Origin of the sequence: Frankia sp. AgB1.9 (assembly GCF_016786355.1) — a bacterium.
GTDB lineage: Bacteria > Actinomycetota > Actinomycetes > Frankiales > Frankiaceae > Pseudofrankia.
The window spans coordinates 1-19,388 of sequence record NZ_JADWYX010000034.1 but is presented as its reverse complement, the minus strand read 5'-3'; the positions used below and the strand labels follow the sequence as shown (position 1 = coordinate 19,388).

Below are 19,388 nucleotides of genomic sequence, written 5' to 3'. Positions count from 1 at the left end.
GGCGCCTCCGTCGTCGCGGGTGGCCGCTTCGCCGGCACGTCCGACGTTGGCTACTGGTTGTCGGCCCGTGAGTCGGCGGTGGCGGCGCGCAGGGCGACCAGGACGTGGTGGTCGGGCGGGCTGCCTTGCAGGCCGTCTGCCGTCCGGTAGACGCGGCATTGCAAGCCGTAGCCGGTGGCGCGCTCGGCGGTTGGGTCGACGTCTCGGCCGTTGATTCGTAGCGTCGGGGAGCCGAGGAACTTCTCCGTCTGCGCGGTGCGGTCGTCGTCGATCTGCTGTAGTCGTATCGGCTCGGACACTCCCATCGTGTCGAGCAGGCCGCGTAGATGGCCTGCTGGTGCAGGTAGTGCGCGCAGGGCAGGCAGATTCCGACCTCGGGATGGTTGCCCAGCCGCACCAGGTCAGGCTCGGGATAGCTGGTGTCGAGCAGGCGGGGCAGATGGTCCAGGAACTGGTCATGGCTCGGGCCGCCAGCCACTGATCTTGGCAGTCACGTCGACGGACCGCCGAGGCCCGACGACATCACACTGACTGGCCGGTTGTCGCTGAGGTCGGAAGGGCGCCGATGATCGCGACGCAACGACCGTAGGCTGTGTCGGCGCTGGCGCGGCTGATCGCAGTGAGAGCAGGCCGACAGCCCGCAATGTCAACTCTGCCAGGCGGACGGTTCGGTCCGCCCGAGCCCGCGACCTCGACGCCACTTCGCCTCGCGGGCCCCACGCTCACGGTCAGCCGACCGGTCCGCTCGACGCGGGTCCGAGCCTGGCGGGTCCGTTTGGCCGGCCCGCTGATCTTAGTGGGATAATGGGAGTCATGACCGAGGAGGTCGCGATGGACGAGCAGGATCGCCGACGGACCGAGGCGATGCTCCCCGACCTGGCAGGACTGCGTTGAATCTCTGGTACGTCGCTGCCGGCCTTTTCTTCGGCGCCGTTTTCGGAGCAGTCGCAGGATGGTTGACACCCCCGAGCCTGCCCGCCCGGGTCCTCTGGACGATAGCGGTTATCAGCCTCGCCGGGGCCATATTATTCGGGGTGCTCGCGGCTGTTCCTGCTCGTTCGAACACGAATGACGGCTCAGCGCGCTGCCCGAGCGGGACGACAGCGCAGAAGCCATCAACGGCTCCCATCGCCGACGTGCAGATAACGCCAATAAATTCGGTGGAGGTGTGCGTCTCCTGGGAGAACCCGGCCGATCCGATGGTCGCTGGTTTCATCATCACGGAGTACCCGCAGGACGCGACCAGTAATGCGACGCCGAGCGGCGCCCCATACCCTAACCCCAACCTGTCGGCGCAGCTCATCAACATCGAGCAGTTCGAAGCGTCGATGCGGCCGTCGCCCGGCGAGCACTGGAAGATGTGCGTGACCCCATTCGGACACGGTCTCGACCAGAACGGGCTCTACCCCGAGTTCGCCGCCCGCCAGGGCTGCTCCGCCGCCTTCACCTGGCCCTGATCGACTGACCGGGGACGCCTTGATCTCCAACGTGTCGAATCTTGGAGATCGTCCTGCGCCATCACCTGTGGGAGCCGGCGGCAGTCCGGTTCGTAGGGGCACCGCCGCGGACCTCGTCGGTTGGGTCGACCTTTTCGACGGGGCAGTGCGATGGCTTGTGGGTCAGTGGGGTGCCACCTCTTTCTCGGCTCGTCCTGACGTCGTGGACCGCCTGCGTGCCTGGCTCGATCGGGGTGCGGCCCGGGTCGCGCATGTCGACGGGAGGGTTGTTGGCCCTCGCGGTTGGCCCCGCGCCGGGATACGTGTCGGCCGCGGACCGGCCTGAGTTCTGCCTCGAAGCGTTCGTGACTTCCCGGTCGTATGCCGGCCGTGGGGTCGCGCGGCAGCTCTCGCCGCGGTCGTCCGTGAGGCGACCTCCGACGGCGCCGAACAAGTACGGGCTGACTGCCGCGTCGGCGGCGACGGACGACTCGTGCGCTACTACGAGCAGCAAGGCTTCACGCCGGCCGAGACCTTCCACATCGGCACCCGGTCCGAACAGCTACTTGCACTCCCGCTCGCCCCACAGCCATGACCAGCGTGGCGCCGAACCGATCGAGACGATCCGCGAGGCGTTGAGAGGTCAGATCGCGTCGGCGGGACCCGCACGAGAAACACTCGCTGATCGCACGATGACCTCGACCCAGCGAACGTGGCGACACACCGTGCGCACCGGTCCCTTCTGGGCGGGCGACGTCGGGAGCGCCGCGATCTCGACAGATCACACCGTGGTCAGCCGTAGACGCCTGCCAGGCACATCGACACGACCTGCTACATCGGGCCCGCGTCGACGGCGTGCTCCGCGGCGCCAGCGGGCGGTCCGATGTCACGTACAGCAACCAAAGCGTGCGGTCGAGCGGAGACCAATTTTCCGTACGAACCGAATGATCATGCGACCTAGCTGTGCGTTTAGGTAGCAGTCGCCCGTCGCGGCGGGTAGGTGCAGCTTATTTGCCCAGGTCAGAGGCTATTTACTCTCCGTGGTGGGGCGGGTGGGGCTCGAACCCACGACCGGAGGATTATGAGATCTTCGGCCGGCTGTCCATGGACGTCCACCGGCGTCCACGGACGCAGGTCAACGGCGGTCGTGCTTCCATGAGCTTCCCCGCTCGTCCGCAGATGTCCATCGGCCTGGCTGCCAGCGTGGCTGCCACCGCTTCCAGGAGCCCCTCCCTGGTCCTCACCGGGCGACGTTACCGAACGTGACTGCCAGCCGAGGCGCGCTGAATTGGCGGACGTCGGTCGGCCATCGTCTCGGTTACCCCCGAAAGTGCCGAACACGATTGCGTGGGCAGCGAGCTGGGCCACCTACCGATACTGGACCGAGGCGACCTTCCTCTCGAACCACCTGGCCGACGAACCGACGAGATCCAGCTTTCCTCTCGATGAACAGCAGTAGGAAGCGCCATGTACCGGTGACAGCCAGGCAGAAGAGTGCGCTGCCGGCCCCTTAGGTGCGCTGTTCACGCATAGTCACTCGGTCCACACGGTCGGTTGCCTATCCTCTGTGTTCACTGAAGTCCACCGCTGTCCGCGGACGCCCGTCAGCACGTCTGGCCTTCCGGCCAAGCCGCTGACCAGGCGTGTCGAGGTCGAAGAAGCGCCTGATCCGCCATGGCAGCGGGAACAGTCGTCAGGGTCGAGACATCTCCGGGCAGAGGGGACGCACGGTGCGGTTGATCGGGTGGCCAAACCGCCTACTTTCCCACGGGCCACGACTCCCCGCATAGGGCACTGATGCTGGGACCACCATCGAGCTAAATCTGGCGCGAGTTCCACAAGACCGCAACCAGTCGCAAGCTGGCGGAGAGCCGGGTCATACACTGTGATCTCCGGTCCGGTCATCCATCGAGCGCAAGCTCACTCCGACGGGGCCGTGGGGATCACGATCTTGTTATAACGCCGGAGGGCGCCGTGGCTGAACCGTTGGACCCGACGAGCGGCACGACTGATCACATCCTTCGCCTCGCCGCGGTGCAATGGACGTACGTCCCTAACATTCGCACGCGGCAAGGTGAATACTGGCTTCCAGACGAGCCACTTCTAACATCGGATTTCGTGTCTGGGGGCGCGGGCGACACGGCCCTCACAGACCTCGATCTTGGTGATGAGTTCGAGCAGCAGACCGACGACGCGCTGGCATCTGCTAGCCGAGATCGAATACGGTCTTCCGAGCTCAAATTGAAGCAGACTCTTGAATTTTGCGCCGACCACACGATCGACATTGCCGTCTTTCCTGAGTGCTCGGTCTCTACAGACCTAGTGAAGGTACTGATAGGCTACCGCAACCGGTTAGCTATTTTTGCAGGCGTTGGACAGCTCCGTGACCGCGACGCGACAGAACTTGAGTCGCAAGGTTTCGTAGGTGCCGAAGAGATGGTCGGCTGTAACTGCGCAGTCTTCGTCTCCGACGTCGCACTTCTTCTAGTGGCAAAGAGAGACCCGGCCGCCGGCGAGAACATCACTCGAGGCAGCGGGCCCGTGCGGACAGAGTTCAGAAAGGGGCGGCGCGCGTACGAGCTCGGCCTCGCAATCTGCATGGACTATGTCAACTCTCGCCGAGACTTTGACGGCGCTGATCGTGCGCCCGACGTCGTCCTTGTCAGCGCCCTGACTCGTCCGACCGAAGACTTTCTCAAACGACCACGCAATTTCGCGACCGTATTCGCAAATCATTCCGCCCGGGGCGGAAGTTCAGTTATTGCTCCTGACGTTGCGGGCATATTTGTTGATTACGACCTGGGAACTGAGCCCCTGCCTCCCGGGGAGGCTATTGTAGCGGCCGACTACGCAGGCTTCGCAAGTAAGCCAACGGCCACCAAGACTCCGTCGAACCGGATTCATCTCCGTGCCGCTATTGTCTATGACGAGTCCGGCGCAAGCGACTCCTCAGGCACGGCGAGTGGCCTAGCTGGACCGATGAAAAGCTGGTCGCTCGACCAATACAACAGCGGTCGTTATAGCGAATTCCTTGCTACCGCGGAAAAGCGCCTCGCCGAAATGCGTCACTCGACGATCTTGCTTGATTCGATCAAAGTACTCCGGAAACGTCAGAAGGCGCAACTCATTCTGGAGTCAGAGTTTTCACTTCTCAAGACGCATCTTATTTTGTCTAACGTCGAGTCCGAAGACGAGTTACGCTATGCGGCTCTAAGCAAGCTATATGAACATTGGCATCCATTGCTTGGAAGCGCTGACGTAGACGGTCTCGGAACTCTGATTGACGAAGTAAACCGTATACGCCGCACACTTGAGCCGCATATCCGTTCCAGGTACCAGCGGATCACGCCTCCAACTCGGCTGGGTAGCCAAACAGTCGGAGAGACGGCAGAATTTACCACATTCTACTCGGCACGTCTGGGGCGCTACAGCGTCGAAAACGCGGTACAAAGTCTTCCACGCCAACTAGGCGTTCTCAGAACGCTGGCGTCCGTCGACGATCTGAGTGTCCGTGTTGTCTATAGACTCTCGACCGCGCGACAGACGAGTGGGAATTTGATCCCTTTCTTCGACGTTTTGGGAGTAACCGAAAGTACCGATCCGGGTGTTATCGATGACCTTTCTGAAGGGGTAGGCCAACAACTAGGTGTAGCATTTAGCCCGAGCTGGGAAATTTCTTCGACTCCGACCCACGGTGTTTTGGATTCGCCTTTCATCGTAGAATTCAGGCCACGGACGCAAGGCGTGCCGCTCGTCCAAGAAGACTGGGGTGAGCTCATTGACTATCTGCGCGCGTTGAGACCTCAGGTTACAGTCCAGATGACCTGCCGGCGAGTGCCTGAGGAAGAGCGAGTTGCAACGCTCGTTACTCCCGCTATTGAGACAGGCTTCTTCACCTCGCAGGATCGCGACGCCGCGTCGTTTCTCGCGCGCGCAGGAAGCGAGAGCGTCGACCCAGCGAGTCTCTCAATTCAGATTCATGTCGGGTCTGACGAAAAACTCGGAAGCTCGGTGCTACGTGGCATCGGCCTTTGGTTGTTCAAAGGCGTGCCATTCGAAATCATAGATGCTGAGGCAGCTCGATCGACACTCTTGCCTGGGAGTGCAGTGCCGTCAACGAGCGTCGTGCTTACCCCAGCGGAAGCACTTAGGATCTTCCACCCGCCTCATGGCAGGATGGAAGGTCGAGGACTAGTAGACCGAGTACCACAGTCGATTCCGCTCCCGGCAATCTCTCTCCCCGTAGACGGGATCGGTTTGGGGACCGCTAGATCGACACAAGGCCGGAGCGATCAACGAGTCGACGTACGATTGGATGATAACGCTAGGCGACGCCATACATATATCGTCGGGCGTACGGGCTCGGGTAAGACAAATATGCTCAAACTCATGGCAAGGCAGGATATTCGTGAGGGCCGATGCGTCGTCGTAATAGACCCCCACGGCGACCTCGTTGATTATCTTCTCGGGCACACAGCAGGGCGTGAGGACGAAGTCCTGCTTCTAGATTTTGGCGATCCTGACTATCTTCCTGTCCTGAACCCGCTCGACTTGGACGTGAAAGGGAAGGCGGACCTAGAACTCGCAATCTCGGAATTCATTCAGCTCCTCATTCGTCAATCCTACCATGAATTCTACGGTCCTCGCTTCGAGGAGATCGTTCGTCTCACCCTTGAGTCAATCACTAACGATCGGTATCCGATTAAGCCGCCCGGCGTGATCGATTTGGTGCGAGTTCTTCGTAGTAAGGAGCGAAGGACCTGGATCAGAAACCTTCTAACTGATTCCGACCTAAAGGAAAGATGGGCAATTTTCGAGCAGCAGCCTGATACGGCAATCGGTGAGGTCCTGCACTGGGCGCTGTCGAAATTCAGCGAGATGCAACAGGACGGCGTCTTGGGACAGGTTCTATCTGGTGGGGCTTCAACGATCTCAATCGCTGACTGCATCGCTGACAGTGGGATTCTGCTGGTAAAGCTCCCCGAGTGGGAAATGAGCCGCCCTGCCGCGGCCTTTCTCGGTTCCTTCGTCCAGGAACGTGTTCGGAATGCCGTCTATGCGCGGTGGCGGCAAGACGGTCGTCGCTCGAGCACTGTTCACATGTATGTAGATGAATTCCAAGCGTTTGCGGTGACAGGCTTCGACGAATTGGTAGCTGAGGCCAGGAAATTTGGGCTCGCTCTGGTGCTGGCGCACCAAAACACTGCCCAACTGCACGCCTTTTCTCGATTTACTGGTTCAACATCGGATAATCTTCTTTCGGCGATCTTGGGTAACGTCGGAAATCGTATGGTTTTTGGTGTCTCGCAGCGAGACGCAAAGGTCCTTTCGGAAGAGCTCGATGTGGCTCCGGCGCAGCTGCGCAGCCCTGGCGCGTTTCAAGCTGTGGCTCAGATCCTTCAGGATGGCGACGCTCACACGTTCACCCTGCAGCCACCTAATGCGGACTCCGACACTGGTCTCCCGATCGATCGGGTCGCCGTCCGACGCCTCATGATCGAGAAGCGGATTTGGCGGTCTCGGCAAGAACTACGCGCGGAGGACGAGCTAAGGGAGGCGAGAACGAAGGCGGCAGTTCAAGAGAGCAATGATGCGAGGCGTTCACGTAATGGTCCGGTCCGCACGCCACCGACCTCGCCGCAAGATCATTTGCCCCGCCACTCAGACTTCCTGGATTCGTGGCTTAGTAGACAAAGAGAGGGCGCTCGTTCCAAGGTCACGGACGATGACGAGGCCGGCGATGAGGCGCGTCGAGCTGCCTTGCAGAAGGTAGCTCGTGCGCTGCACTCCCCGCTAGCTAACGCGGACCTTGCCTTTCGGGATTTGATGAAGATTAGATCGACGCCTTCATCGGGGTCGCCGTCCATAAAGTTGGCTAACCGTAAAGACAGCATGTTGAACGTTGGGGATATCTTGATTCACGCTGGGATTGATGATCTACCATCTTCCGATCGACGATCCTTGCTTGACTATCTTTATGAGACGCTTGAGGTACGCGTGGGGGAGCGGATAGTCGATCTTTTGACTGAAGAAGAGTTTGATGAGATGGAAGATATGATGGAAAATCATACTGAATCGGAGGCAATGGAATGGCTTGAGGCGAGCGTGCCGAGCTATAAGGGCATTGTGCGGGAAGAGTTTTTGAAACTCCAATCGGAAGTTGAACAAAACTCTGAAAGAATCAGGACCGCGGTAGTCCGACCACTTATATCAGAGTCTTGAAGACCGAATGTCGGCCTGACGGGTCGATCGGTGTTTGTGAGCGCGGAATGATACTGTTGCGTAGCGGCACAACTAGGGCTTTACGCTGGCGGACGGCCACGGATATTCCGTACTAAAGCTGACCGCAGACGTCTCTCTTACGCGCGTAGCCGAGCGGCAAATCGTTCGGCGTAAGGATAGGGACGAAAACCACGGACGGACTCCACATGATCGATATATGGTAAGGCGGCGTAGACGGCGGTCGCGAATGAGCGCCCCATGCTGCGCGCAATCAATGCCTCGTCAACGTATCCAACCTCAGTACAGATAGCGATTGTGTTCATTACGGCGAGCGTATAGCCGATAGAAGATAGAGTCTCGCGAGGAATGTCTGTGATTATCACGTGATCGTTACCAGCGATGGCTGTGTGAATTAGGCGGCGGCCGACGCGAACCGGCTCGGATAGGTAGCGTTCTTGTAGATCAAAAAACATACGCAAGCGCTCGGAGCGGCTCGATGACCTGAAACCCCACACCGCGACCACTACCGCGACGAGGACTGATACTAGGCTGATGATCAGCGAGAGAAGTTGCATGGCCTCATGTCTTCCGTAAACGGGACTCATCTGCCGGTATTGTGCGGCTATCTAGTCGGTCAGGTTGCAGCAGGCGAGGCGTTGTCGATGTTCTGAGTTGCGGTACCTGCAGTACTGGCTGCGGCGCTGCGGTGGCGGACAGGGTACGTTCCTTATTCACACGGAGCTGGGTTTCATACGATAGTCGGGATATGATATCCGAGGTTGGTAAGTGTTTGAATACTCGCTGTCGGATTTCGACGCGACGCGCCGGCGAGCACGGCGTGCCAGCGCCGCGCGCAGCCGTTGCGCGGCGCCGTGCTTGATCTCAAATCGGGCAATTCGGCAGAGCGCGAGCTTTGGAGCCGGCTAGCGGGCCTGTTCGTAGCGGGTGCGCCAGGCGGTGCAGCGTTCGACGTAGGCCGTGAGGTGCTCTCGGGCGAAACCGTCGGGGCTCCACGTGGCCTGGTCAGCGAGTTCTGGTGAGTCGGTGCAGGTGTAGGCCCAGCCGTGTCCGCCGTCGGTGAGGGCCAGCCGGTCGAGGGTGTAGATGTCGGCTTCGAACGCGTCGAGGGTCTCCCACTCGGTAGGCGTGAGGCCGGTCAGAAGGTGCCCCGCGGCCGTGGCCTGCGGCTCTGGGATGAGCGCGGGGTAGACGCGTTCCGGCAACGTGATGACACGCCAGCCGTGGGCCTGGGCGTGTTCGCGGGTGGGGTCGCGGTCGATGAGGACGCGCAGGACGTCAGGGACCAGGAGGCTTCCGTAGACGAACAGGGGCGCCGGGTCCGCCGATACTCGGGCCACTCGGCCAGAGGCTGGTGAGGTCGTGTGGGGTGAGGGGCTGGGTGTATGCGGCACGGAAGACCTTCCCCACAGTGTCGGCGTCAGCGTTGTCGGCGAGGTTGACGAACCAGTCGATGCCCGCGGGGTACGCCCAGAGGTAGCTGCGTAGCTGCGGGTCGGCTGAGCGGTCGGTAAGCATGTCGCCGATGGCGTTGTCGGTCCAGAACGGCACGCGGGATCGGGCGTGGGCGGCGCAGTCGGTGGCGGTGGCGCCGGTGTTGATGGCGCGGTGTAGCTCGGTGCGGACGAGCTGGAGGTAGTGGTCGAGGCGGACGCGCGCGATCAGGGCCGCGTCGTCGGGCGCGATGAACAGGGGCATGGCCTGGGCAAGTCCCTCGCACAGCACCTGATGGGGAAGGTGGACGGCGAGCAGGCGGGGCCAGGTGACGTTGCCTTGGGCGGCGTAGGTCGCGTACTGGAGCGCGTGTCCGAGGATCTCGTGTTGGGCGAACTGGCGAATCCGGACCTTGGTGAAGGCGGCGTTGCGCAGGTTGAACCGTAGCCGCACGTCTGGGCCGGCACCGTCGAGCCAGTACGCCCAGTAGGCGTCGACCTCGGCAGTCTCGATCGTTAGGTTGTAAGGCGTGCTCGTACCGGTCAGCGCACGGACCTTCGATTCCATCTCGCCGGCGGCGGCACGGATCAGCTCGGGTGCGTCGGCTCCGTCGACTGGCCCCTCGATCTCGTCGAGGCGTTCGGCGGTGGCCGCATCCCAGCCGAGGTCGAGATCACCCAGCGCATGGCGGGCGCGGTCGCCGATCTCGGTGATGTAGTCCTCGGACCATCCGGCGGTGGGGCATCCCTGCGTCGCGGCGACGTAGTCGGTCAGCGGGGCGCGTTCACCGAGCAGGGCGCCGAGATAGGCAAGGTGCGCGCGCACCTGGTCAACACACGCCTGGTCACCGTTCCGCTCGGCTTCGGCATGTAGGTCGGTCAGGCGACCGAGCACCTCCAGGCGGCTCGACGCAGCGTCAGCTGCGGGAGCGGGGGCGCAGTCGTAGTCGACGATCGGCGATGTTCCGCGGTCGCGCTCGTAGGCGTCCCACGCCCGGATCGTCTGCTCAATGGCGTCACGAAGGCGCATGCGCGCGGTCCCACCTCAAGGTCACGGCCTGGTTGGCGCGCAGGTTGCGTCGCGTTAGCTCGATGAGTGCTAGCGTCCACCTGTTGACCGGCCCAGCCAGCAACCCCGGGGAGACGGCCTGGCATGACCAGCGACCGCCCGCGCCGCCACTGTTCCCGCTGCGGCCACCGCCTCGCAGCCGACAACCGGGCGGCGACCTGCAGCGCCTGTCAGAGCCCGGCGACCAGCGATCGCGGCCACCCGCCCGACGTCCCGAATGATTTCTGGCAGGCGGCCGAGATACGGGAGGCCCTCGCGACTTGGCACATGGGCCGCGTGATCTACGCCTATCGCTACCACCCGTGGCACGGCCAAGCCCTGCCGCAGGAGCTCGTCGCCGGCTGGCTCGGACTCACCTAGGCGCAGCTGAGCCGCATCGAGAACGGCCGCGCACCAGAGGAACTGAGCAAGCTGGTCCGCTACAGCCAGATCCTCGGCATCCCCGCCGACCTCCTCTGGTTCGACCGCCCCGGCGAACCGCGCCAGCGACAGCCCGCCGATCCACCGCGCTCCAGGGGATCCGACACGGAACTCCGCGGCGTTGCGGCGGCGGACGGCGGGGCAGGTCCTTACCGGGTCCTCGCCGAGGTAGGAGAGGTGATCATCGTGGCGGTCGACCGGCGGACGTTCCTCGCGGGCAGCGGTGCGGGGCTCCTCGTCGGTGGGAAGGCCGTACCGGTGGAATCGCCGGGGCAGGTCGCGGGACAGGTCGTCGACCACCTGACCGGCCAGATCGACAGCTTCTACGCCGCCGAAGCCGTCTACGGCCCTCGCGCCGTCATCCCGTCCGTCCTGGTCCAACAGGAGCTGACCCGTCAGCTGGTCGGCGCCTCCCGCGGCGCGACTCGCCAGGACCTATTGCGTACCAGCGCCGCTTACACCGGCCTGCTGACCTGGCTGCACCAGGACGCCGGTGACTTCGCCACCGCGGCGCAGTGGGCCAATGAAACCTTGGAACTGTCGCACCGGGTCGGCGACGCCCAGCTCATCCGCCACGCCCTGGTGAACAAGGCGATGATCTGCACCGACCAGCGCGACGGCGCGGGAACGCTCGACCTGACAGGCGCGGCACTCGCCGACGAGGCGGTGCTCTGCGCGAAGGTCCGCGTCCAGGCCCTCCAGCAGTCCGCCCACGGCCATGCCCTGCTCGGCGACCGCACCGCGACCGACACCGCCCTCGACCAGGCGACCGCGCTGCTGGCCCGGGTCGACGACGAATACCCCTGGTACAACGCCTGCCGCCGGACTCCGAACTATCTGGAGGCCCAACGCGCCACCTGTTACAACCGCCTCGGCCTCGGCACCGAGGCACGGACGCTGTGGGAGCAGGTCATCGGCGCCTTGCCGCCGGGTGCCCGCCGCGACGCGGGCGTCTACCAGGCCCGGCTCGCTTTGTCCTACGCCCAGGCCGGGCAGTCGGGCGAGGCAGTCGGCGCGATCGACGACGCCGTCACGATCGCCGCGAGACCGGCTCGGCCCGACTACGCCAGGAACTTCACGACGTCTGGCACCAGCTCACGCCCTGGCACGACACCCAGCCAGGACGCGAGGCCAAGCAACTGCTCGCGACCCTGTAGGAGGAGCTCAGAAATGGGACTGCGAGACCCGCTGCCAGCCGATGAAGTCGCCCGCCGGCTCGCCCAGCTCGACGGCTGGGAGAAGGCGCCCGACCGCGAAGAGATCCACAAGACGTTCCGCCTGGACTACTACACCTCCGTCAAAGCCCTCAACGACGTCATGATCCCCGCCCAGGAACTCCAGCACCACCCCGACATCGACCTGCGCTGGGAGACCCTGCATTTCAGCCTCACCACCTACACCGCCGGCCAGAAAATCACCGAACTCGACTTCCTCCTCGTCGAGAGGATCGAGCAGGTGCTGGCGAAATACACGCCGGCCACGGATTAGATCCTTCGCTGGATCTGGCGGGTGTCGCTGACCTCAGCAGTTTTTGATCTGGGGCGTGGGAACGGCGAACGAGGCCAAGACGGCGATATTGGAAGCGGCGAGGATCTCGTCATGCGGAAACCCGTTAGCCTGGATAGATGCGCTGGCAGTGCGCTCCTGTGCCAGCCGCTGCGCGTCGGTGTTAGTCATGAGGACGAAGTAGTAGTACCCCTTGATGCCGGTCGCGCAGCGGTAACCGAGGTCACGTACCGGCTGCGACCAGCATCCGGCGCTGGTCGTGGCGATAGGTTCGGGACTAAGGAAGACCCCGGTTATTCCAGGATAGTGTTTCGGTGTCGAGTCGTACGTGTTGGGATCGGCGTTGCGGGCGAGGTAGACGCTCTCGCCGTCGTTGACGTGGCCTGTGATGCGACCAGCCAGCGCAATCTGCAACTGCGGGCCAACGCTGAGGTCGTAGGAGGCATCGGCAACAGCCGCGTCCGACGCGGAAGGGCCGCTCCCACCCGGCGTGAGGTCGGCCCGTGTGGAGAGTTGGTGGCAGGCTGGTGCTGTCGTGGTCACGGGCGCTGATGTTTGCCTGACCCCGGTTGTTCCGGTTGACTGCGGCCCGGTCTGTGAGGCCGACGAGTCGCCAATGGTGTTTACGAGCGTGAGGATGCCGATCGCGAGGGCGACCAGCGTCGCGGGCACTCCACCGACGAGCGCGGTTCTCTCGCGGCTGGTTCGCCGACCCCACCACGAGTTGATGCCCCCTGGACCATCGGTGGCCCCGCCAATGGAGGTGGAGCCAGGAGGAGGAGTGGCTGGCGGGTCTCCGGTACCGGGGAACGGCGCAGGATCCAATGCCGCCGGGACCGGAACCGAGGCGGCACCGGGCCAGACCACCGGATCCGTCGGTGCATGAGGACCTCCGAGCCCAGACAGCAGTCGTTCGGCGGCCTGCGTCTCGTCACAGCCAACCAGATCAATATAGGAAAGTAGGCTGACCAGCGGCGGTAGGACACAGCGTTCCACCAAAACCGGAACCAGGAAACCGTCACGCTCGTGAGCCCGGATCAGCGCCGCTTCCCGCTCCGCCCGCCCGTACGTGTCCACCGCGAAATACTCGGGCGCTAGTACCGCCACCATCCGGTCGGCGCCTGCCAATGCCTGTTCCATCCGACCGACGAAACTGCTTCCGGCCGGCCAGGACCATTCGTCGTACTCGACCTCGTACCCGGCCGCCATCAACCGTTGCGCGATCCACCTCGCCCACGGCCGATCCGGCCCCGCCACGCTGATAAACAGCCGCTCCATCGTAGAGCCCCCGCTCCCCATACACCCAGCGTCCCAAAGCCCACGGAGACGGAACAGGTACTCGTCTCGTCATGTCCCCGACAGGCGCCTCCGCGTCCCTCGCCCGCTCCGGCATAACAGCCGCGACGGAAGCTCCACTAACCGGATTGGGATGGGGTGATCAGGAGGTCGGTGCGGGTGGTGACCCGCCGGCAACCTCCTGGCCTGTCCGCCATCTGATCGTCGCAAGCTGATTGAGGGCGTCGTCCCGGGCCTGTTCGGCGGCTTGGCGGGCGGCGTCGGCGTGGGCGGCGCGGTCGATGGCGTCGCGTGCCTCGGCTCGGGCGGCGTTCAGGTGTGCGACGGCCTGGTCGGCTCGGGCCTGCTGCGCGGCGGAGGTCTCGCGGGCGGCGGCAAGCAACTCCTCGGTCGTGGTGGCGCGCAGCTGGGCGAGTTCGGCGGCCTGGCGCGCGGCCGTCTCGTCTTCGCGGGCCACGGCGAGTTGGCGGTCGGCGTCCATGCGTGCCCGGTGCGCGCGGTCGCGGCCGGCTTCGGTGGCCGTGACTCGTTCCATGGCCCGGTCGAGGTCGGTCCGCAGGTGCGCGGCCTCCGTCTCGCCGATCTCGGCGCGGTGGACGGCGGCCTCGGCCGCGCGCTGCGCCTGGTCGCGACCGGCCTCAGCGGCGGTGCGTGCGCCGTCGGCGACTTGCGCGCTGCGGACGGCTTCCGCGGCGCGGTCATCGGCCGACTGTGCGCGTTGTGATTGCTGTGCGGCCTGCGCGGCTGCCGTGGCAGCCTCCTGTCGAGCTTCGGCGGCGTCTGCGCGGGCACGCTCCAGCTCGGCCTGCATCTCGGTCGCGGCGTCCTCGGCGGTCAGCCGGGCCTGCTGTTCCGCAGCCAGGCTCACTTCCGCGTCGGCAACGGTCTTCAACGCCTCGGCGCGCACGGCTGCGAGTTCGGCGGTCACGGCTTCCGGGTCGGTCGCGGTTCCCAGCAGTTCTCGTGCCGCCCCGGAGGCGGCCTCGAACTCGGCCAGCAATTCGGCGAGCCGGTCGACAGTGACCCGCAGAGACGCGCCCGCGAGGCTCGCCGGCCGTTCGCCGGCCTCGGCCGGGTCGGGCTGCGCGACGGCGGGCTTGCGGGCGCGGCGCGCGCGGAACGCCGTCTGCGCGGTGTGGTCCGGCCGGACGCAGTACCGGGGCGCCGGCCCGCCGGTCGCCGGCGGCGGCGCGGCCGGCTCGCCGCAGCCCGGGTAGCCACAGACCGTTCGCCGATCGACCACATCCGTTCGTTCGTTCATACCGCCACGATATATACGAATGGTCCGAGCCGCGTTAGTTATCCACAGCCCACTCCCTGACGGGCCCGCGGCTATCTGGTCTCGTGAGATCCGGCCGTTCTCACTGGATCAGTGTCATGGGCCATTTCACCTGGCACCGACCGGACTGGCAGAGTCGGGTATTCGACCGACCTGTATTCCAGTGGTCAGGCCGACGGTCGTCGCTGACGGTGAGGTGTGACGCGGTGATCTGGGTACCGCTGGTCGTGTTCGGCGCGATCGTCCTCGCCTTCAGCCTGCTCGGCGCCATGGACGTGGGCTCCTACAGGCATTTCCTGCGCCACGGCGTCCGGACCGTCGCTGTCGCTCGGAGTCGCCGGGAGGTGGTCGTCCGGCGCAACGGCATACCCGCGCTCGACGTCCGGCGGACTGAGACCGTCTGCGTCTACGCCGATGCCGATGGCGGGACGCACGAGATCATCGCCAAGCGGGCGCTGCCGATCGGCTACCAGCTCACGGTCCTCTATCTGCCTCGCACACCCGGCTACTCGGTAGAGATGCGCGGCGAACGCCCGCCATCCTGGCTACGCAGCTACCTGCTCGTCGGGATTGGTGTCGGAGCGGCAGCCGCGCTGCTGGTCGCGTTCCTGTACGGCCTTGGGATCCAGTGGTGAGGCAGACACCCCAGCTCGGCAGACACGGCGGCAGGACAGATCAATTGGGCAGGCTGACGCGGCGGCCTTCCATCGCGATGTCCCGCGTGGTGACCGAGTTTGACGCGATGACGGCCGTGAGGTCCTCGCTGAGGGCCGTTGTGATGCTCAGCCGTACTCGGTCGTGCCATCGGCGGGTTGGCGCGATGACCGTGTCGAGCGTGGTGTCGTTCGCGGTGACGTTCGTGGTGTCCCTGGCAGTGATAGCGCCAGGGAGCATGCAGGGCCGGTCCGGTGTCCCTGCGGGCCGGCCCTGGCCGGGGCGACCGGTCCTCGGCGCTCGGAGACCCGGATGCCCCACCACCTCCACCCCTTGGCCGGCCGTCGCCGGGCCGATCGACGGCACGCCGGGTTGCGAGCGACACCGTGATCGCGACGGCGAAGGTCCTGCGGGTACGGGCTCGCAATCCTGGCGCGATCGCTGACGCCGCGGTGGCGGTGGTCGCATATGTGCAGGGCGGGCAGCCGGAGAGCGGCGCCGGATTGGCCGGCTACGACGGCCGGGGCCAAGCCCGCGGCCGAGCCCGCGGGTTGGGCGCCGATCTGGTGGGTCTGCGCGGCGACGTGCCGAGCGAGGCCCTGGCCCGGCTGCTGCGTGGTGAGCATGCCGTGACCGGCCGGCCGCTGCTGGCCGCGGTCGGGAAGGGCTCAGCCGGCCGGGTCTCGCGCGTCGCCACTGCCGATGACGCCAGCAGCGGGGCCACGGCTGGAAGGACAGCCGACGTGGCCGGTGGTGCCGGCCGGCTCAAGAACGGCGCCGGCCCAGCTGAGCCGCGCGGCGCGGAGCAGCTGACGTTGGCGGAGGCGTCGACGTTTGTCGGGGTGCGCGCGACCTACCTACGTCGGCTCGTCCGCCGCGCGGCCGAAGCCGCCGCCGCCCGGGCTGGCAGCGCCGATCCAGGCAACGAAGCGACCAACGACAAGCGACACCAGGCGGACTCCGACGCGGCGACCGCGGTCGGCGCCGGCAGTGCGTCCGCGTCCGGCTCCCGGCCGGGAGAGTCGCCGAAGGCCGATGAGCTCGTCGGCGAGCGTGGGGCGGACGGCCGTTGGCGGGTGCGCCGCGACGAGCTGGATGGCTGGTCGGCGCAGCGCACGCCGCCGGCGACGGTGCTCGGCTACGACGTGGTGTGTGCGGCGCCGAAGTCGGTGAGCCTGCTGTGGGCGTTCGGGGATGAGGCGCTGCGCGCGGACGTCGCGGCCTCGGTGGACGCTGCGGTCGACGCGGTCATCGGCTATCTGGAGCGCCATGCGGCGTTCGGGATGGTCGGTGGGGTGAGCCGGCAGGCAATGGGCCTGGCTGTCGCCTCCTATCTGCATGACGTCTCTCGCAGCACAGAGGCCCACCTGCACACCCACATCATCATCAATGCCGTCGCCGTCCCCACCGAGCCCGACAACCCCGACCTCGCCGAAGCCGCCCGGGAGGAGGCGGGATCGGCTGGTGGCCGGTCTCGGCGGGCGGGCGGATGGGACTGGCGGGCGATCGACGGGGAGGTGCTGCTCGGCCACGTCAAGACGGCCGGCTACCTCGGCGCTGCGGTCCTGCGCCACGAGCTGTCCGTGCGGCGGGGCGTGCAGTGGGGACCGGTCCGGAGCGGGGTCGCGGAGCTCGCGGCGTTCCCGGCCGAGCTGCTGTCCGCGTTCTCGACGCGGCATGGCGAGGTGATGGAGGAGTTCGCCCAGCTCGTCGCCGACGGCTTCGAACCGTCGGGGGCGACCGCGGCCGCGGCCCAGCGAGGTTCGCGGGCACCGAAGAGAGTCCTAGCCGACGACGCCGTGCAGGCGTTGCAGGTCGAACGGCTGACGGCCGCCGGCTGGACCCCTGTCGGAGTCTGTGCGCTCGCCACGTCGACCGAGCATCGCCCACGGCCGCCGGACGAGCGGGACTTGGCTGACCTGCACGACCTGCTCGCAGGCCCGCTCGGGCTGACCGAGCGGGCCACGACGTTCCTGCGCCGCGACATCGTGCAGCGCATCGCCGCCTGGGCCGCTGACCGGCTGGACGCCGAGGCGATCGAGCGGCTGACCGACCGGTTCCTCGCCGACCCGCGGGTCGTGGTCCTGCACACCACCGTCACCGGTCCTGGCCATCGCCGCCGCAACGAGCCCGAACCCCCGTACACCGTCGAAGATCTTCTGCGAGCCGAAGACACCCTGTTCGCCCTCTGCCGCCAAGGCCAGGTCGCGACCGGCGCGGTTCCTCGCCGGCTGGTCGACCCGGCACGCCTCGACCAGAACCTTGCAGCCATCACCGCCACGGCCACACCGGTCGGCGGAGGCGGCACGGACCGCGGTGAGTCCAGCGCAGATCAGCGCGACGCGCCCGAGCTGTCGGCCGAGCAGGTCGAGCTGGTGCGCCGGCTGCTGGCCAGCCAGGACCTGGTCCGCCCCGCCGTCGGACCGGCGGGAACCGGCAAGACGGAGGCGATGCGTGCCCTCACCGCGATCCTGCACGCGGCCGGCCGACGGGTGTTCGCCACCGCGCACGGCGGCCGACAGGCCGAGGAACTCGCCGACCGGATCGGAATCTCCGCCCGCGTCGTCGCCGGCTGGCTCACGCTGCTCGACCACACCGACGACCCGGCCGACGTATGGCCACCCGGCTCGGTGCTAATCATCGACGAGGCCACCCAGATCGGCACTCGCGAAGCCGAACGGCTGCTGCGCTACGCCGCCCGAACCGGCACGGTCGTCATCCTGCTCGGCGACCCCGCCCAGCTCGGCTCCGTCGGCGCCGGCGGCTGGTTCACCCACCTGGCTGCCCACACGCCCGACATCCCGGCGCTGGCCACGGTCCACCGCCAGGCCGGCCCGGACCTCGCGCCGGTCCGCGCCGCGCTCGGCGCGCTGCGCACCCCCGCCGACTCGGCGGCGCGCGCACCACTCGGCGCGGCCGGCGCGGACAGCGCCCCAGCGACCCGCGCCGCCTTGCAACGCCTCGCCGCCGACGGCCGCCTACACCTGGCCGACAACGCCGACGCGCTCCTCGAACGCGCTGTCGACGACTGGTACGCCGAACGCCAAGGGCACGCCCGCACCGGCGCCGGCGGAGCCAGGCCGGCTCGGCCGGCGAAGGTCCGGATGATGGCCGAGAAGCACCGGGACGTCGAGACACTCAACCGGGCGGCCCGCGAACGCCTCACCGTCGACGGCACGCTGACCGGCCCAGTGCTGCGCACGGCCGGCCGGGAGTTCCAGGCTGCGACGAGGTCATCACCTTGACCCAGGGCGGCCACACCCTCGTACCCGACGGTCGCCGACAATCGGCCTACATCCGCACTGGCACGGTCGGGGTGATCACCGCCGTCCATGCCGACCCCGAGAACCCGGAGACGCAGTCCGTCACGGTGTACTTCCCGAGCAAGGGCACGGTCCAGGTGCCGTGGGAGTACCTGACCCACCGCTTCGACGACGGCCGTGACGGAGGCCTCGGCCACGCCTACGCGATCACCGCGGCGAAGGCGCAGGGCGCGACGATGGAGACCGCCCGCGCCGTCGTCGCCGATGACACGAGCCGTGCCGGGTTGTACGTCATGCTCTCGCGCGCCCGCACCGACGTCGCCGCCTACGTGCTGCACCGCGCCGACCTCGACGACCGTGACGACGACGAGTCCTGGCTGCCACCCATCACCGAAGCGGGCGACCAGCTGGACCGGCTCGCCGACCGGCTTGAGCGCTCGCGTACTGAACGGCTCGCCACCGATCACGACCCCTTGGCCGCCGCCGCGCACGAGCTGCGCGGCCGGTACACCCTTCGGGAGCTGGCGACGCTGCGCCGAGCCGGCGCTCGCCGGCTTGCATCCGCGCCGAACGAAGCGAGCCGCCTCCCTGCCCACCGAGCCGAAACGAGGCGCACCCGCGCCGACGGCGTGTCGGCAGCCATCCCCTCCACGGCTCGGCCCGAGTCCCCGCCCCCGCCCGCCCGCGCCGGCGGCCCCCGGGCCCCGCGCGGCCGCGGGGCGCTGGTCGACGGCCGGTCGGCGCTCCGGACGTCGAGATCGTTCACCGGGCGACCGGGATGTTCCGGGAGCT

General features: G+C 66.3%; 13 protein-coding genes and 1 pseudogene. 7 read left to right on the top strand and 7 right to left on the bottom strand.

The annotated features are described in order from the left end of the window. Nucleotides 1-50: 50 nt before the first annotated feature. Complete coding sequence (locus I6A60_RS15525) at nucleotides 51-305, bottom strand: hypothetical protein (protein ID WP_203023281.1); 255 nt, start codon at nucleotides 303-305, stop codon at nucleotides 51-53. Between the two features lie 831 nt (nucleotides 306-1,136). Between I6A60_RS15525 and I6A60_RS15520 the strand changes: the two genes are divergently transcribed. Together I6A60_RS15520 and I6A60_RS43545 are read left to right on the top strand one after the other, a co-directional pair. Continuing rightward, nucleotides 1,137-1,457 (top strand): hypothetical protein, encoded by a 321-nt coding sequence (locus I6A60_RS15520; RefSeq protein ID WP_203023282.1) that lies wholly within the window; start codon nucleotides 1,137-1,139, stop codon nucleotides 1,455-1,457. Between the two features lie 2,097 nt (nucleotides 1,458-3,554). Then, nucleotides 3,555-7,658 (top strand): DUF5663 domain-containing protein, encoded by a 4,104-nt coding sequence (locus I6A60_RS43545; RefSeq protein ID WP_203023283.1) that lies wholly within the window; start codon nucleotides 3,555-3,557, stop codon nucleotides 7,656-7,658. A 137-nt stretch (nucleotides 7,659-7,795) separates the two neighbouring features. Here I6A60_RS43545 and I6A60_RS15510 read toward each other — a convergent pair whose 3' ends face one another. From I6A60_RS15510 to I6A60_RS15500, 3 genes are all read right to left on the bottom strand, one after another. Next, complete coding sequence (locus I6A60_RS15510; protein ID WP_203023284.1) at nucleotides 7,796-8,263, bottom strand: hypothetical protein; 468 nt, start codon at nucleotides 8,261-8,263, stop codon at nucleotides 7,796-7,798. Nucleotides 8,264-8,581: 318 nt separating this feature from the next. Further along, nucleotides 8,582-9,016 carry a gamma-glutamylcyclotransferase family protein gene (locus I6A60_RS15505; protein WP_307873697.1) on the bottom strand — a complete coding sequence of 145 codons (435 nt, stop codon included), beginning with the start codon at nucleotides 9,014-9,016 and terminating at the stop codon, nucleotides 8,582-8,584. Next, nucleotides 8,955-10,139 carry a hypothetical protein gene (locus I6A60_RS15500; protein WP_203023286.1) on the bottom strand — a complete coding sequence of 395 codons (1,185 nt, stop codon included), beginning with the start codon at nucleotides 10,137-10,139 and terminating at the stop codon, nucleotides 8,955-8,957. The genes I6A60_RS15505 and I6A60_RS15500 overlap by 62 nt, the downstream gene beginning before the upstream one ends. 123 nt (nucleotides 10,140-10,262) lie before the next feature. On the opposite strand from I6A60_RS15500, the gene I6A60_RS41625 reads away from it, so the two are divergent. Together I6A60_RS41625 and I6A60_RS43540 are read left to right on the top strand one after the other, a co-directional pair. After that, nucleotides 10,263-10,538, top strand: coding sequence for a hypothetical protein (locus I6A60_RS41625; RefSeq protein ID WP_238435510.1), 276 nt, complete (start codon nucleotides 10,263-10,265; stop codon nucleotides 10,536-10,538). A gap of 237 nt (nucleotides 10,539-10,775) precedes the next feature. Beyond that, nucleotides 10,776-12,086: a 4a-hydroxytetrahydrobiopterin dehydratase gene (locus I6A60_RS43540; RefSeq protein ID WP_307873696.1), complete on the top strand. Its 1,311-nt coding sequence runs from the start codon at nucleotides 10,776-10,778 to the stop codon at nucleotides 12,084-12,086. A 33-nt stretch (nucleotides 12,087-12,119) separates the two neighbouring features. On the opposite strand, the gene I6A60_RS15485 is transcribed toward I6A60_RS43540, so the two are convergent. Further along, nucleotides 12,120-13,382: a toll/interleukin-1 receptor domain-containing protein gene (locus I6A60_RS15485; RefSeq protein WP_203023288.1), complete on the bottom strand. Its 1,263-nt coding sequence runs from the start codon at nucleotides 13,380-13,382 to the stop codon at nucleotides 12,120-12,122. Nucleotides 13,383-13,542: 160 nt separating this feature from the next. Further along, nucleotides 13,543-14,661 carry a hypothetical protein gene (locus I6A60_RS15480; protein ID WP_203023289.1) on the bottom strand — a complete coding sequence of 373 codons (1,119 nt, stop codon included), beginning with the start codon at nucleotides 14,659-14,661 and terminating at the stop codon, nucleotides 13,543-13,545. A 224-nt stretch (nucleotides 14,662-14,885) separates the two neighbouring features. On the opposite strand from I6A60_RS15480, the gene I6A60_RS15475 reads away from it, so the two are divergent. Next, the gene (locus I6A60_RS15475; RefSeq protein ID WP_203023290.1) at nucleotides 14,886-15,314 is read left to right on the top strand and encodes a DUF3592 domain-containing protein; all 429 of its coding nucleotides are present in this window, start codon (nucleotides 14,886-14,888) and stop codon (nucleotides 15,312-15,314) included. Between the two features lie 40 nt (nucleotides 15,315-15,354). Here the strand turns inward: I6A60_RS15475 and I6A60_RS15470 are convergent, their stop codons facing one another. Then, the gene (locus tag I6A60_RS15470) at nucleotides 15,355-15,573 is read right to left on the bottom strand and encodes a hypothetical protein (protein WP_203023291.1); all 219 of its coding nucleotides are present in this window, start codon (nucleotides 15,571-15,573) and stop codon (nucleotides 15,355-15,357) included. A gap of 146 nt (nucleotides 15,574-15,719) precedes the next feature. On the opposite strand from I6A60_RS15470, the gene mobF reads away from it, so the two are divergent. Both mobF and I6A60_RS41620 read left to right on the top strand, forming a co-directional pair. After that, nucleotides 15,720-18,578 carry a MobF family relaxase gene (gene mobF / locus I6A60_RS15465; RefSeq protein WP_307873695.1) on the top strand — a complete coding sequence of 953 codons (2,859 nt, stop codon included), beginning with the start codon at nucleotides 15,720-15,722 and terminating at the stop codon, nucleotides 18,576-18,578. Then, nucleotides 18,575-19,388: pseudogene (locus I6A60_RS41620) on the top strand (TrwC relaxase); the annotation flags it as partial. The gene mobF and the pseudogene I6A60_RS41620, both read left to right, overlap by 4 nt.